Here is a 15,755-nt window from a genome sequence, read left to right on the forward strand (position 1 = left end):
ACCACAAAATACAACAATTAAATGCAAAAACTGAACAAAAAATTAGTAAATAAAATTAAAAATCATTTCTATTAGCGGCAGTAGAAGAGACGAGACATGACTTCGCGGCATTGACGCATAACAGCCATTAAATCGTTTTCAAAAACGCGACCCTGGTTTGGATCGTAGCCAAGATAAGTGGCGATTCCGCCTAAAGAATAAGAGTCTGTTGGAATAACATCCGCACGCTCAAGTGAGCCAGACCACAAGAAGTTTGCATTTCGCACTGCAGAACACATATGCCAGCAGCGCTCTAGCACATTTGCATCTTCATCTTCAATCAAATGTAATTCTTTAAGCGCTTTCAACGCTTGCATTGTGCCAACCGTGCGCAAAGACTCGTATTTTCCAGCGTATTGCAATTGCAAAAGCTGAACAGTCCACTCAACATCACTTAAACCGCCGCGCCCAAGCTTCAAATGCCTGTCTCTGCTAACACCTCTTGGCAAACGCTCTGCTTCCATACGCGCTTTAAGCTTACGAATTTCCGCTAATTGCGATTCGCTAAGCGGCTCCAATGAATAGCGCAAGTCGTTTACTACTCCACTTAGCAAGGCATCCGCCAACTCTTTAGAACCTGCAGCAAAGCGCGCGCGCAAAAGTGCCTGATTTTCCCACGTACTTGCCCACTTTTGGTAATAATGCTCGCACGATTCTAGCGAACGCACAAGCGGACCATCTTTGCCTTCTGGTCGCAAATCTAAATCAACCATGATTTTTGGCTCTAAAGTAAGAGGACCTTGCAAAATATTGCGCAATATGTCTACAGTAGTTTGCGCAAAACGGTGAGCAAGATTCGCTCCAGAATCATCGCTAGAATCACAACCGCAAATATCTTGTGTAGGCTTATAAACAACCATCATATCTGCATCAGAGCAGAAGTTCACTTCCCTACCGCCATAACGTCCGAGGGCAATAATTGCAATCGAAGCTTTGCTTTTATCTAGGCACATTTTTAGAGACGCATCTTTCATAGCCCATTGCAAAGCAGCATCAAGAACAGCGTCAAATACGTCACTCATCGCTTGCATAGAAGTATCATCGTCAATAATCCCACACATCCAAGCAAGAGCTACTCGCTCAATTTCTTGCCTTCTTAAAGCGCGCAAAGATTGAGCAAAATCCGCAATACTGCTTGAATATCTTGCAACCATTGCGCGCGTTTGCATATCCAAGCTTTCTCTGCCTCTTGGCGCAAGCGTCGAGTCGTCTCCAAGCCAAGTTATCGACTGTATGGACTTCATCATTGCATCGCCTAAATAGCGCGAATCAGACAAAACATGGCAAAGCCGCTGAGCTGCGCTAGGAGAATCGCGCAAAAATCCAAGATACGTGTTTTTCCCACCAAAGCGTTCGGAAAGTCGTCTAAAAGCAAGCAAACCCATGTCGGGATTTTGACCTTCTCCAAGCCATTTCAACACTGCTGGAAGTAAAATTCTATGAATTTTAGCAGCACGCGAAAGCCCCTCAGTAAGCGCTTCAACATGCATTTGTGCAGCTTTAGCGTCCGCAAATCCGATTGACGCAAAGCGAGCGCGAGCAGCCTCAGCAGACAACACAATAGGATCCGCATCCGTTTGCGCATTAATCGGAAGCATTGGACGGTAATAAATATCTTTATGCAAGTGTCTAATCTCTCGTCGCGCTTTGTCGAATCGCGCAACAAGCTCTTCTGGCTTAAGTCTAACAGCTCTAGCAAGACGCCTAATTTGCTCGTTACTGTTAAGTTCTTCTACACTAATACTTCTTGCGCGATCTAACCCACCATTTCCTTGCGCACCTAAGTCTGGGAATAAATGCGTACGTTGCATATTCCACATTTGCTGGCGATGTTCTAGCACGCGCTCAAAACGGTAGTGTTCTGCCAAAATCGCAGCTTGCGATCTAGAAACATAACCTCCAGCAGATAATGCGTTAAGCGCGCCTAGAGTATCTCTAACTCGCAAAGACTTATCTTCACTTCCGTGCACAAGTTGCAACATTTGCACAGTAAACTCAACATCGCGCAATCCTCCGCGACCAAGCTTCATGTCTAAATCTCTATGAGACGCAGGAATCAAAGACTCCACTCGCTGTCTCATATGTTGGCAATCTGCAACAAAGTGTTCACGACCAGACGCTTTCCAAACAAGCGAATCTGCCATTTGTCTATAATCTTTACCAAGTTGCGCATCTCCTGCAGCTGGCCTCGACTTTAGTAATGCTTGAAACTCCCAACTACTTGCCCACTTTTCGTAGTATTCTCTATGCGATTCCAAACGCCTAACAAGCGGACCATCTTTACCTTCCGGCCTTAACGCAGTATCAATTTGCCACAATGGCGGCTCCGCACAACCCATAACAACCGATTGGCACACTTTTTGCAAAACAAGCGCAATAGAAGAACCAACTCTCAAAGCTTCATCTTGTTTAACGCCATTAGTTGGCTCTACTACGTATATTAAGTCAATGTCGGAAACGTAGTTTATTTCTCGCGCTCCCAATTTTCCCATTGCGATTATTGCAAACTTGCAACAGCAAGATCCAGAAACTTGCCCGCGCGCAATCGCAAGAGCCGCCTCTAAAGCAGCATCCGCAGCATCCGAAAGTTTACAGCTTATATCTGGCTGCAATTCTACAGAATCTGCGCTTGCCAAATCGTATGCCATAATCGCAGCAATATGCTGGCGATATCTTGCTCTAAGCGCACAAACAGCTTGTGCAAAACCCATGGAGCTTATTGGAACAGTGCACGAATCGCAATTCTTATCGTCATCTTTTTCTTCATTTACTACTGTTGCACTGTATGATTGAACAGCTTCTAGTAAATCCGAAACACGCTCTTCTAAAGTCATATGTAGCAAATGATTTGGGTCATTTGCGGCAGCGCTTATTAAGTCTTCGCGTGCTCGCATTAGCATTGCAAACGCTTTAGATGCTCCAAGAACTTGCATTAAAGACGAAAGCGGACTTGTTATTAGTGAATTATTAGAGTTTTGAGCAATATTTTCAACAACTTTTTTATGCGATTGATATATGTCGTTAAACGCTAAAATTGCATAATCTGGATCTTCGACTCTGCTTATGCTTTCTAAAATTTTAACCGCGTTTACTGAATTATTTGCACAATTTTTGCAAACATCTTCTATAGTTTTACGAGCAGATTCTGGGCGCGCAAACCCTGCTTTAACTAGGCTTCTATACGATAAGTCATTTTCTTGAGCAAAATTTAAGCTATTTTTTGAACGATTTTGCAAATCATCTTTTAAGCCCACGTTCAAAATCGCGCTGAAGCCATTGCTTAAATCTCCAGCATTACTTGATTCTTTGCTCATAACGCCACTGTACATTGTGGTGTCGTACAACAATATTTTGCACGGCACCACATGCACAAATCACAAAAATCGCACAAATCGCACAAATCGCGCAATTTGCATAATCTACATGATTTACACAATTTGCATAAATCGCATAATCTACACGATTTTAGTAAAAAGTGGCTTAACGTTTGACCAAATGCTTCTAGTAACTCCAGGACGATTCATTGTGTACAAGTGTATTCCATCTACACCTTCCGCAACTAAATCGTTAATCTGTTGAGACGCAAATATGCTTCCAGCGTCTTGCAAAACTTCTGGATTACTTCCCCATCGCTCAATCATCGCTAAAACTGGCTCACTCATTTTAGAAGAGCACATTTTTGTCATTCGCTTAACTTGATTTGCATTTACAACAGGCATAACTCCAGCTTCAATCGGAACGTTAATACCAGCTTTTCTAGCTAAATCTCTAAAGTGCAAAAAGTCATCGTTATTGTAAAAAAGTTGCGAAATCAAGTAAGTTACTCCAGCATCCACTTTTCGTTTTAAATTATCAATGTCTTCTTGCAAAGTAGCAGCTTCTGGATGTTTTTCCGGGTAGCATGCGCCCAAAATAGGTAAATCTGGTCGCTTTGAGCGAATATACGATACTAAATCGCTTGCGTGATTAAACACTCCAGCAGCATTCTGATTTTCAATAACATCTCCGCGCAAAGCTAAAACGCCACTAACGCCAGCCTTATCAAACATGTCTAAAGCTTCGTCAACATCGTCATAATCCAAGTATCTTGCTGTTAAGTGAGCAACAGTCTTAATGCCATACTCCGATCGAATAGTGTTGGCGATTCTAGCAGTAGCAGTTCGATCCGAAGATTTTCCCGTTCCGTAAGTTACAGATATAAAATCTGGATCTAAACCCCTTAAGCCGTCTAAAGTGTCGTAAATCGTTCCTATTGGAGATGTTCTTTTAGGCGGAAACACCTCTAGCGAAAACTTTGGTTTGTACGTCATTTTAGACCGCCACCCAATTCGCTTCTAACCTTTTTGGCTGCCGAAACAAGATTTTGCAAGCTAACCCAAGTTTCTGCATTGCCTCGAGTCTTCAAGCCACAATCTGGGTTAATCCAAAGTTTGCCTGCTGGCATTTTGTGCAAAATCTCGTGAATCCTATTAACAATTTCTTCTTCGCTAGGAACGCGAGGAGAGTGAATGTCGTAAACACCAGGACCCGCTTCTGTTTCAAAGTTCGCGTTATGAATAGCGTCCAAAACAACTAAATCTCCGCGCGAAGCTTCAAACGATATTACGTCCGCATCCATTGCATCAATGTCTCGAATAATGTCGTTAAACTCCGAGTAGCACATATGCGTGTGGATTTGCGTAGTGGCCTCTACAGCAGAGTGCACAAGACGGAAAGCCGCAATCGCCCAATCCAAATACTTCTTATGCCAATCCGAACGCCTAAGCGGAAGCTTTTCACGCAAAGCTGCCTCATCGATTTGAATTACGCGAATTCCAGCACGCTCCAAGTCCAAAACTTCGTCTCGAATAGCAAGAGCAAGCTGCTGCGTTTGCTCCTCGTGCGTAATATCTTCTCGAGGCCAAGACCAGTTAAGAATCGTAACAGGCCCCGTTAGCATGCCCTTCATAACATGATTTGTGCGGCTTTGAGCATACGCACTCCACTCTACCGTGATTGGCTGCGCTCTAGAAACGTCGCTCCAAACGATTGGAGGCTTTACGCATCGAGTTCCATAAGACTGCACCCAAGCGTTTTTTGTAAACTTGAATCCGTGCAAATGCTGGCCAAAGTATTCAACCATGTCGTTTCGCTCAAATTCGCCATGCACAAGAACGTCTAATCCAATGCTCTCCTGGTGTTCTATGCACTCGTCTATTTGCTTGGCAATAAACGCGTTGTATTCTTCTTTGCTAATTTCGCCTTTTCTAAAAAGCGCTCGAATCGATCTTATTTCTTTTGTTTGAGGGAAAGATCCGATAGTTGTTGTAGGCAAATCAGGCAATCCTAATGCTTCTTTTTGTAATTTTTGACGCTCCGCGCGAGATGGCTTTCGCTCAAAATCTTCTGCCTTAAGGCTTGCGATTCGCGCTTTAACGTTTTCGTCTACTTTTACTCTAGACCCATCAAATAATGCCTGGTTTTGCGCTAATTCCTTGCTATTTTTAAGCTCATCATCATTCAAAACGCAAAGTTGAGCAATTTCACTTACTTCCTTCAACTTTTCTACAGCAAACGCAAAATGCTTTAATACGTCTTCGCCAAGCTCTTCCCCATCCGTGCTAAATGGAACATGCAAAAGCGAGCATGCAGTAGAAACAGCTATGCGATTAGTAACGTTTTTTTGCAAAGCATCTAGCAAGCCAAGACTTTGCGCGTAGTCATTTTTCCAAATGTTTCTGCCATTTACAACTCCTGCAAAAATAGTTGTTTTCTCGTTTACTCCATATTTTTGCAAAGCTTCAAGGTTTTCTTCTTTGCCTTCTACAAAATCTAAGCCAATTGCATCAAAAGCTAAATCGTTTAGCGTTTGGTACGAGTCGAAAACATTGCCAAAATACGTGTTAAGCAAAATCTTAACGTTTTCATCATTCGCAGCGCTTTCAAGTCTGCTTTGAAGAATCGGCTTATATAAGTCGCTAAAAATCCTTAAATCACCATCTTCTTTATCTAAGCACAAGTATGGTTCGTCAAATTGCAACCATTTTGCTCCAAGACTTGCAAATCGTTTTACAATATCGCAATATGCGTTTGCTAATGCTTCAATCGTCTCTTTGTTTGCTTCTAATTCTTGAGCTTGAGGATTGCGAGCAAGCTTTAAGAAGGTGTATGGGCCAATCAGCACTGGCTTTGTTTCAATTCCTAGCTCTTTTGCTTCATTAAACTCGTCGAATGGTTTTGTGCCATCTAAATGCAAATTTTGCGGATTTTCTACTTCTGGAACAATGTAGTGGTAGTTGGTTGTAAACCACTTCTTCATTGGAAGAGCTGTTACATCCCCTCTATCCCCTTGATATCCGCGCGCGATTGCAAAAAGCGTATCTTCTGCATTTTCAAACTCTAGATTCTTGTACCGTTCTGGCACTGCACCAAGCAGGATTGCTGTGTCTAGCATTTGATCATAGTAGCTAAAATCGTTGCTTGGTATAAGTTCTATTCCAGATTCTGCTTGAATTTTCCAATGCTTTTTGCGCAAGTCTTTTGCAACTTGTCTTACTTCTTCTAGAGTTGCGTCTTTTTTCCAATAGCGTTCAATAATTTTTTTAAGCTCGCGATTTGCGCCGATTCGTGGGAATCCCTGTACGGATGTAAGAACAGTATGCATATATCCTCCAAATAATTAACAACCTGATTCAGCCTAGCAAACATTTGGCTTAATGAGGTCATTACCTATTTTGGGGTGTCGTTATAAGCTAAACTTATATGCAAATTTATACAGATTATTCGCGTGGATTTATGCAAATTTTATAAGGATTTTATGCAAATTTATGCGTATTTTACTACTCAAAATCCTTTGGACTTATAACACCTAAGGCTTTTGCTCCGCGAAGTCCACAAGTTGCAAAAGGAGAGTCGGAAACTAGCACAACAATCGAAGCGTTAGAAAGCCCAAGTCTCATTGTTCCTAAAACGTCTGGGTCGGAATCTGGGGAAGAAAGCCATTGCGCAGCCATCGACATTGTTGGCTCATGGCCTATAATCATTGTTATTTTAGATTCACTCCTAATCTCACAAAGCTCATCCATTACAGACTGCATTCCGCCATCATATAAGCTTTTTCTTGATGCAACTATTGGCGAATCTCCAAACTTTTTAAGCATTTTATGCATTGTTTGCTCTGTGCGATTTGCGCTTGAACAAACAATATAATCTGGAACAAGCTTTAAAGATTTCAAGCCTTTTGCCATGATTTTTGCTTGTTTTATACCTTTATCACTAAGGTCTCTTCCCCAATCATCTCCCATTGTTGGCGGCACCGCTTTTGCGTGGCGCATTAGTAGCAACACATATTTTGCATGCTTTACTTTTTTAACGATTTTTTTAATTGACGCCGCCATTTTAATCTCCTCAGTCTTCAGTTAAGCCTTATTAGGCTTTGGATTTGAGTTAGGCAATTGTGCGATTTGCAAATCTAAATCTCTAAGGACTTTTCTAAGTTTTCTATCGGATATATCTCTAAGAGACAAGTCTTCTAGCTGTTCTGCGCGCTCTTCGGGAGTTAAGTCATCAATATCGCTAACAGTATCTTTTGTAGCACGCTCGCGCTTTTTTAGCGCATTAAATCCTTGAGCCATTGCGCGCGAAATAACCAAAAAACCAGTATGACCTATCATTGCGTGATCTGGTCTAACTGCTAAATCTTGAGCTTTCCAAGTTCTTTCTAACGTTTCTTGAATCTCTGGTTCTGTCCAAACTCCAGAAGCACGCAAACTTTGTGCCATTCTAGACATTTGCGTTGTGGTTGTTACATACGCAACCAATACGCCACCTGGAGCAATAACTCTATAAGCTTGTTCAAGCCTGTTCCAAGGATCAAGCATGTCTAGCATAATGCGATCAAAATAGCCTTCTGGAAGAGACTTTGCTACTGTGTCAAAATCGCCAGTTAAAAGATTCCACCATTTTGGACTTTCGCCATAGTAAATCGTTGCGTTTAGTTGCGCGATTCTAGCAAAATCAGGTCTAAGCTCTATTGTTGTAAGCTCGCCACTTTGACCAACAGCGTCTAAAAGACTTAAGCTCATTGCGCCAGAGCCTGCTCCCGACTCTAAAACGCGCATTCCAGAGCGAATATCTCCTAAAGAAATCACTTGCGCAATATCTTTTGGATACATGATTTGAGCGCCTCTTGGCATAGATAAAACGTAATCCGCCAATCGCGGACGCATAACTACATAATCCCATCCGCCTATTGCGCGCGCTGCCATCCAAGGCTTGTTTGATTCTTTAGATGCGTCAACTGGCTTATTGCTACGCTCAAAATCACGTTTTGTGCTAACTGTTGTTACTACAACGCCTTGAGTTTTGCCAATAACATCGTCGTGCAAAATAATGCCATGCTCGGTTTGTGTAACTCCGCCTTTAACAAGCTGTGCTGTGATTCGCTTGCCTTTTCTATCGGTGAATTGAATTTTTTCACCAACTTGCAAAACTCCTCTACGCGCATAGCTTTCGTACACAAAACACCTCGCTTATTTTTAGAACGACTTTTACTATTATAAGCTAACGGTTGTAAGTGGCATTGCTGAGTCGATTGCAAAATCTGGAGCAGATGGACGAACGCCTGCTTCTACCAAATTCACACCAAGCATTGCCACCATTGCTCCGTTATCTGTGCAAAGCTTAAGCTGCGGCAAGCGAACTTCGATTCCGTGTTCTTTGCCTTGCTCTAAAAGATGCTCTCTAAGTTGCGAGTTTGCGGAGAATCCGCCACCAATCAGCAAAGTTTTAGAACCATACTGTTCGCAACCCATCATAGCTTTGCGCGAAAGAACATCTGCAACAGAGTTTGCTAAAGATGCACAAACATCGTCTACTGGTATTTCTAAGCCTTGTGCTTGGCGAGCTTCTACCCAACGCGCAACAGCTGTTTTTACTCCCGAAAAACTAAAGTCGTAAGGATGCTCTTTGCCAGAACGACCTTGCGTAAGTCCTTGCGGAACTTTCAAAGTATTTGGATTTCCAAGGCGCCCATGCCTATCAATATGCGGACCTCCTGGATAAGGGAATCCAAGCAATCTAGCTACTTTATCAAAGCACTCGCCAGCTGCATCGTCTAATGTTGTTCCAACAACATCTATACTGCGCGCAATGTTATTAACATGCAAAAGAGAAGTGTGGCCTCCCGAGACTATAAGCGCTAGAACGTCTTTAGGCACATCGCCAAATTGCAATTGCGTTACTGCAATGTGTCCAATAACGTGGTTTATTCCATAAATCGGCTTTTTTGCTGCACTTGCTAGTGCTTTAGCTCCCGAAACTCCAACAGCTAAGCATCCTGCTAATCCAGGTCCTGCGCTTACTGCTATAGCGTCAATATCGCTTAAATCCATATTTGCATCTGCTAACGCTTTTGATACAACTGGCACAAATGCTTCTGCATGCGCGCGTGATGCGATTTCTGGTATAACACCGCCGTAGCGCGCGTGTTCTTGCATTGAGGATGCTACAACGTTGGAAACTAATGTTCTTCCTTTAACGATTGCGGCCGCTGTTTCGTCGCAAGTTGATTCAATGCCTAAAACTATTGGCTCGCTTGTTTTATTCATTGTTTCACTCATTGTTATCCTCACTTTTAGCGCTGTTATAAGCTTCGCTAGATTCTTCTAAGTTTTTTGAGTTTTCTAAATTTTCTAAGTCGTCTAAGTTGTCTAAGCAGTCTATTTGCGCACACATTGTATATGCGTCTATTCCTTCTGGCATGTAGTATCTTTTTCGTAATCCCATTTTTGTAAAACCGAATTTTTCATACAGTTTTAATGCTGGATTATTGTTTACTTTAACTTCTAAAAGCATTCGTTTTGCGCCTATTGATTTGGCATTTTCAATCATAGTTTTTAGAAGATTGCTTGCAATTCCTCGCTTTTGATACTCTTTTGCAACACCTATTGTCATTATTTGAGCGTCGTCACCATCAAACCAAAATCCTGCATACCCAGCTACCGTATTTGTGTTTAGATCAACATCTGCATAATACGCGCGCATCGGTGCTTGTAACTCTTGCAAAATCATGTTCTTGTTCCAGCATCCTGACCCAAACAAGTCTGCTTCGATTTTTGCAATTTGAGAAACTATTGCTTCATATTTTGCACAATCAATTTTCTCTATAGCTCTGCTTTTACTATTTGATGCACAAGCTGGATATTTTGAGCGAGTTATGTCTACAATCATATGCGTACTTCGCTTGAATCCTATTTTTCCGCCACTTTTGTAGCAGCGCCAGATCCCAAAACGTGCTTCAACGGGTTTGGAACAGATACGTCTGGTCTTCTTAAATAAAGCGGCTCAATAACGTCTTTTTGGCTTGCGCACATCTTAAATATTTCTAATCCTTTTACGCCTAAATCAAGAGCGCTCGCTTCGGTAATTAAGCATATATTCTCGATTTTATTCCAATCTTCAGCGTATTTTTTAGCACCATGACCCGCAACGCAAACGCAATAATCGCAAATATTATTTGATTCAAAATATTGATTTACTCTATCAACAATATTTGCAGGATAATCAATATCCATTTCTATTACTTCACAACCACTATCGTCGTATAAACTCATATAAACTTGGCGTCTTCTAGCGTCATTTAGAGAAAGAACATACGTGTGTTTAGCTACGCAAGATTCATTATTTTCGACTATTTCACTATTAGAGATAACGCCATTTTTAAGCGATTCTTTAAAAGCTCCAGAACGAATCATTAAGCTTTGAGGCAGCAAACTGTTGCATCCTAGAATCTTTGCGTTATTCGCAAAAGCAATCGCCTTAGCTGCAACTAGTCCAGCTCGCAAACCAGTAAAAGGAGCAGGGCCTACTCCAACTACAATCTCGTCTATTTGATTAAGCTCTAGTCCAGCATTTTTTACTGCAAGATCAATGTTTACTTGCAATCTTTCAACATGAGTGCGAGAATCCGTTTCCACTATTGGATTATGCCCCACAACTCCAACTGTTGAACCGTACGACGTGTCTATAATCAGCGTATTGCTCATTTTCATTCCTTAAATTGACTAACCAATTTAGCTTACTCTTAATCAAGAATTTTTAAGCGATCACACCAGTCTCCCCCAACTGGAACAAGTGTTACAACGCGATTTCCTTCGCTCGTAAACTCATTTGACTTGTCTTGATCAATCGGCCTATCAATATGAACTTCAAGACGAACATTTGCAAGAACGCCTGCCATTTGCTCTCCCCATTCCATAAGCACAACAGTTCCATCTCCTGGCTCTTCCAAAGCTTCGTCTAATCCAAGTGATTCAAGCTCATCTAAAAGCCTAGAAACAGTGTCTTGCCCTGGAGCGTAATCTTTTCCACCAAGCCTGTACGCGTCTACATGAATAAGATTTGCCACTTTTCCGTTAGAAAACGTGCCTTTAAGCTCTCTAGCAATAGTAAAAGTTGGGGAAACTATTGGCTCTTTTATTGCTAAGCCTTTACCAAATCCTTTAGCAAACGTTGTTTTTCCAGCACCAAGAGGGCCAGAAAGCAAAATAACGTCTGTTTCATGCACTATTTTTGCGATTGATTCTCCAAGATCTTGCATACACGAATCACTTGGAATTACAAGCTTTTTAATATTATGATTTTCCAAAATCACACACTTTCAATTTAATTCAATTTAATTTGATTTAATTTAACGACCGCGCAAAGCAATCATGCTAATGCATTTTTCTAAAGCGTAATCAGCATCGCTTGTTCCGCCTTTGCATTGCTCATCTGCCCACGCTAAACACATAAAACACTTACGAATCCCATTCTCACTCCATCCACCTAAATCTCTCATAGCCATTTTTAACGCCCACGGGTTCACTTTTGCTTGCGCGTTAGAAATTTCTCCGTTTTTAACTGCTATAGCTTTTGCAATTATGCGCATTTTTACAGCTAATGCTCCAATCAACGCTATAGGGTCAACGCCTTGCAAAACCGCTCTTCTTGCAGCAAGAATAGCTTGACCCGCGTTTCCTTGTGCAGCTTTATCTGCTACAAAAAATCCAGTTACTTGCGGATCCGATATTAAGTATTGGTCAACTATTTTTAGCGTTATTGGGTTATCTTCAAAATCAAAACAAAGCTGAGAACAAAGAGATGCTAACTGGTCGGTTTTTCCACCTAAAACCTCTACAATTCGCGCAGCTGCTGCAGGCTCTACTTTGCGATTTTGTCTTTCAAAAAGACTTAGAACAAAATTCAATCTTGCATCATCTTTTTTAAGATCTGGAACAGTTATTTTGTTTGCTCCAGCTTTTTCTAGCTTTGTAACGATTGACTTTCCTTTAACACCACCTTCGTGACGTGCAATAACCCAGCAATCGTTTTCATTAGATTTTACATTAGATTTAGATTTACTAGCGCAAAACTCTATTATTGCTTCGACTAAATCTTCATTAGCTTGTTCAAGATTATTAATAACAACAATTGTTCCACTAGAGAAAAGTGATGGACCTGTAGCAGTTATAAAAGCATATTTATCGGCATTCAAAGCGTCTAAATTTACAACATCTGCATCTGGGCATGAGCCTAATATGCGCGTTTTTAAGTCGCGAGCGTTCAAATCATTCAAATACGCATCCCCACCAACTACAATCGTAAGTGGCGCAAAGTTCTTTAACGTTTGCATACGTACCCCTTAATGCTAATGTTTTGCAACTCAATGCTAATATTTGCAAGCTAGCTAATCAAATCTACTATTAATTCGATTATTTTTAGCTATTTAACACATCTAGCAATTGTACAAACTATACAAAACTTAAGATGATTGACTATAAAAATTGCTCAAAATCATCACTTGCACAAAAATCATTCAAAAAGTTCAACCGAATCATCTACAAGATGCTTAAAACGATTTGATTTTGCTTGAGCGTAAATCTTAAACGCATTATAAAACTCTTTATTTTTAAGATACTTATTAATAAAAAATGCACACAAAAATACGCTAAATTCAACAAACCACGCAAGCCACGCACCTAATGGCCCAGAAACCCATGGAATAACTCCGATTTGTAAATCTCCAAGATTCCAAGCACAATTCGCCATAATGTTTGTTCCAATAGAGGAAATATTAGCGAAAAATAGCGCAATAGAGTAATTCCAGCACGAGCAAACAAGAGACAAAAGCCCAAAAATCGTTGCAAAATCAACAAAAGGAGCAACAAGTAAGTTCGCTATAATAGATATAAAAGAAACTTGAGGTTGCATTAATATTTGCACAGGAAGTGTAAAACATTGAGCACACAATGTAATACTTAACGCGCTTGCAATACTAGACGGCATATATCTTAAAAAGATTCTTCTTAAAGGCATTCCACAAACAATTATTCCAAAAGTTGCGCAAACAGAAAGCGCAAACGCGTAATCCCACGCAAATTTTGGGCAAACAAATAAAACACCTATAACCGTTAAACTTAATGCGCTAGCACATTGATACGCTCTAGAAAGTAAAAATGCAATTGAACAAATAATGCCCATTATAAGTGCGCGTAAAACCGAAGCAGATGGGTAAACAATAAATGCTAGAGAAATATTTCCAAGTATTTCAAACAGCGCACACAGCCATTTTGGAGCAAGAAAATATAAGCAAATTTTACGAATCATTGCAACAATAAGCAAAAAGTGACCTCCAGAAACTGCCATTAAATGCATTATTCCCGAAATCTTAAATCTTTGCTTCATTGTATTTGCATATACGCTGTCAATTTGACTACTTTTATCTTCATCGTCATTGCTTAAATGCTCTTGACCTAAAAGCCCTACAGTAAGGCCAGGAACAAGCATTTGACCCTGCTCACTCAAATTGCTTGTAACTTTGTAAAATTCTTTGTAAAGACTGTTTAGAGCACTTGTTAAAAACCCAGATTTTTCAATCACTTTTAAGGAATTAACTTGATTTTTGCTCGATTTATTTTCCTTACTAAACTTAGATTTATCCTTTTTATTATCTTTAGGAATTTGAATTTCTACATTATTTGCTCCAAATTTTGAGATACCAATCTTTGCAAAACTGCTAATCGTATAGCCATAATTAATTACTTTGCAATCTGGATTAAAAGCGTAAAGCTTCGCACTTGCAAAACTCACACGTTTTTGCACAACATGATTTTTATCTTTTGTTTCAACACTTTTAACACTTACATTAGCTACACAATCTCCTCTAAAAGAAGGGGATGTTCTTAAGGGAGACGTTATTTTCATAACCACTTTAGCGCTTTTAGAATCGAGCCTTTTATTACCATCATAGCTTTGAGCGCTTCTAGCACTTTCGCTTTTAATAACAGAAAAAACAGGATCTAGTTCTTCTAAACATTGCGTAATCGAACAAATCATAAATGAAGCTAAAAATGCGCACATAATCGCATAAAAAGTTTGCTTGTATTTGATTATTTCTAAGCGTCTCAAAAATGTAATTTTAAACATGCCATTAGCAAATACGCAATAAAAACATGCAACAACAAACGCAAAAGTGGCAAATATTGTATACGCTAAAACTTGATTACTTTTGCATATAAATCTTGCATACAAGCATCCAAACCACATTGCAAAAGCAATTGGAACAAGTCTAAAATCCTTGTTTCCATTTTCAAAATTCCAATAAAATTCTTCCATTTTACGCCTTAAACAACAAAGTTATAAAACAAACCTATATATAAGCGATTCTCAACCAACACAAATCATCGATTTAATCTTTGCAAAAGTTTTGGGACCAATCCCATTTACTTGCATCAAATCTTCAACACGATTAAAAACGCGAACTTTTTTACGCATGTCTAATATTCTTTGAGCCATTTTTGGCCCTATGCCTTTTATTGCTTGTAATTCTTCTGACCCAGCACTATTTATATTTATGCATTCACTTTTATTTTGAATATTTTTGCTGCGATTTTGGCTATATTCACTCTTATTTTTTTCAATCAAATCTTGATTTTTGCCAACACTTTCAACGCTTTCTTCATCTTTTTTTAACTCACTTTTATGATTAGCGCTCACTTTTGATTTATTATTTGATTCGTCTTTTATTCTGTCTTTTGATTTATTATTTGATTCGTCTTTACTATCATTTTTACCGTCACTTTTAGCATCTGACTTATTGTAAAAATCAACTTGCTTATTAGAATGATTTTTTGATTTTGCACTAGCGTTATATGCATAAACCTTGCTATAAGTTGCATATTGACTTATTAACATTGTTAAACTACAAGATAAGCAAACGACTAAAATCAGCATTATTGCTAAAACATGAGCAGGCTTTATAGCCAATCTAACATGATTCTTCATTCTTGCTTCGTTGCGCTTATTAAAATCATCAACTTTTAATGAAGAACTATTAGCATTAGCAGCAAGGTCTTTCAAAGCGAGCGCACGTTCTTTAGTTTCGCTATCTAAAACGCAAGTTTTATAGTCTAAAATATTCAAATCATCTTTTGTATGCTGTAAATTTTTAGCTTCTCTATAAGAATCACTAATATCACTGATTTCTGAACTGGCATAATTGTTCAAGCCACTAATAGCCTCAAATCTTTCCAAAACATTACGACTCGTTTTATGCACCTTTAATCACCTCCTTTTGTTATTCATAATCATTTAAAAAAAAAAAGATGCTTACCTCCACTATTAAATGAAGATAAGCATCTTTCAAGTAAAATTAACCAATGTGGTTAAAGGCTATTTTGCCTAGAAAACATTGAGTT

At 39.7% G+C, this 15,755-nt stretch carries 12 protein-coding genes; all 12 read right to left on the reverse strand.

The features are described 5' to 3' along the window. Nucleotides 1–71: 71 nt before the first annotated feature. A complete protein-coding gene (locus tag MAF46_RS02540) occupies nt 72–3,368 on the reverse strand; it encodes a bifunctional [glutamine synthetase] adenylyltransferase/[glutamine synthetase]-adenylyl-L-tyrosine phosphorylase (protein ID WP_060785947.1) in 3,297 nt (1,098 codons plus the stop codon). A gap of 126 nt (nt 3,369–3,494) precedes the next feature. Next, nucleotides 3,495–4,349, reverse strand: a complete 855-nt coding sequence (metF, locus tag MAF46_RS02545) for a methylenetetrahydrofolate reductase [NAD(P)H] (protein ID WP_004131021.1) — start codon at nt 4,347–4,349, stop codon at nt 3,495–3,497. Continuing rightward, nucleotides 4,346–6,682: a 5-methyltetrahydropteroyltriglutamate--homocysteine S-methyltransferase gene (gene metE / locus MAF46_RS02550; RefSeq protein ID WP_060785946.1), complete on the reverse strand. Its 2,337-nt coding sequence runs from the start codon at nt 6,680–6,682 to the stop codon at nt 4,346–4,348. The genes metF and metE overlap by 4 nt, the downstream gene beginning before the upstream one ends. A gap of 175 nt (nt 6,683–6,857) precedes the next feature. Continuing rightward, nucleotides 6,858–7,415: a SixA phosphatase family protein gene (locus tag MAF46_RS02555; protein WP_004131024.1), complete on the reverse strand. Its 558-nt coding sequence runs from the start codon at nt 7,413–7,415 to the stop codon at nt 6,858–6,860. 21 nt (nt 7,416–7,436) lie between these two features. After that, nucleotides 7,437–8,537: a tRNA (adenine-N1)-methyltransferase gene (locus MAF46_RS02560; RefSeq protein WP_004131026.1), complete on the reverse strand. Its 1,101-nt coding sequence runs from the start codon at nt 8,535–8,537 to the stop codon at nt 7,437–7,439. Between the two features lie 36 nt (nt 8,538–8,573). Then, a complete protein-coding gene (tsaD, locus tag MAF46_RS02565; protein WP_004131029.1) occupies nt 8,574–9,638 on the reverse strand; it encodes a tRNA (adenosine(37)-N6)-threonylcarbamoyltransferase complex transferase subunit TsaD in 1,065 nt (354 codons plus the stop codon). After that, nucleotides 9,631–10,248: a ribosomal protein S18-alanine N-acetyltransferase gene (rimI, locus tag MAF46_RS02570; RefSeq protein WP_004131031.1), complete on the reverse strand. Its 618-nt coding sequence runs from the start codon at nt 10,246–10,248 to the stop codon at nt 9,631–9,633. The genes tsaD and rimI overlap by 8 nt, the downstream gene beginning before the upstream one ends. Nucleotides 10,249–10,268: 20 nt before the next feature. Then, nucleotides 10,269–11,063, reverse strand: coding sequence for a tRNA (adenosine(37)-N6)-threonylcarbamoyltransferase complex dimerization subunit type 1 TsaB (tsaB, locus tag MAF46_RS02575; protein WP_004131032.1), 795 nt, complete (start codon nt 11,061–11,063; stop codon nt 10,269–10,271). 38 nt (nt 11,064–11,101) lie between these two features. Next, nucleotides 11,102–11,671 carry a tRNA (adenosine(37)-N6)-threonylcarbamoyltransferase complex ATPase subunit type 1 TsaE gene (tsaE, locus tag MAF46_RS02580; protein WP_080573931.1) on the reverse strand — a complete coding sequence of 190 codons (570 nt, stop codon included), beginning with the start codon at nt 11,669–11,671 and terminating at the stop codon, nt 11,102–11,104. A 36-nt stretch (nt 11,672–11,707) separates the two neighbouring features. Beyond that, complete coding sequence (holA, locus tag MAF46_RS02585) at nt 11,708–12,691, reverse strand: DNA polymerase III subunit delta (RefSeq protein WP_060785945.1); 984 nt, start codon at nt 12,689–12,691, stop codon at nt 11,708–11,710. 179 nt (nt 12,692–12,870) lie between these two features. Beyond that, entirely contained in the window at nt 12,871–14,673 is a 1,803-nt protein-coding gene (locus tag MAF46_RS02590; RefSeq protein ID WP_004133031.1) for a ComEC/Rec2 family competence protein, read from the reverse strand. Between the two features lie 51 nt (nt 14,674–14,724). Continuing rightward, entirely contained in the window at nt 14,725–15,615 is an 891-nt protein-coding gene (locus MAF46_RS02595) for a ComEA family DNA-binding protein (protein WP_004133029.1), read from the reverse strand. Nucleotides 15,616–15,755 lie beyond the last annotated feature (140 nt).

It is taken from the genome of Gardnerella pickettii, assembly GCF_029226345.1.
Lineage (GTDB): Bacteria > Actinomycetota > Actinomycetes > Actinomycetales > Bifidobacteriaceae > Bifidobacterium > Bifidobacterium piotii.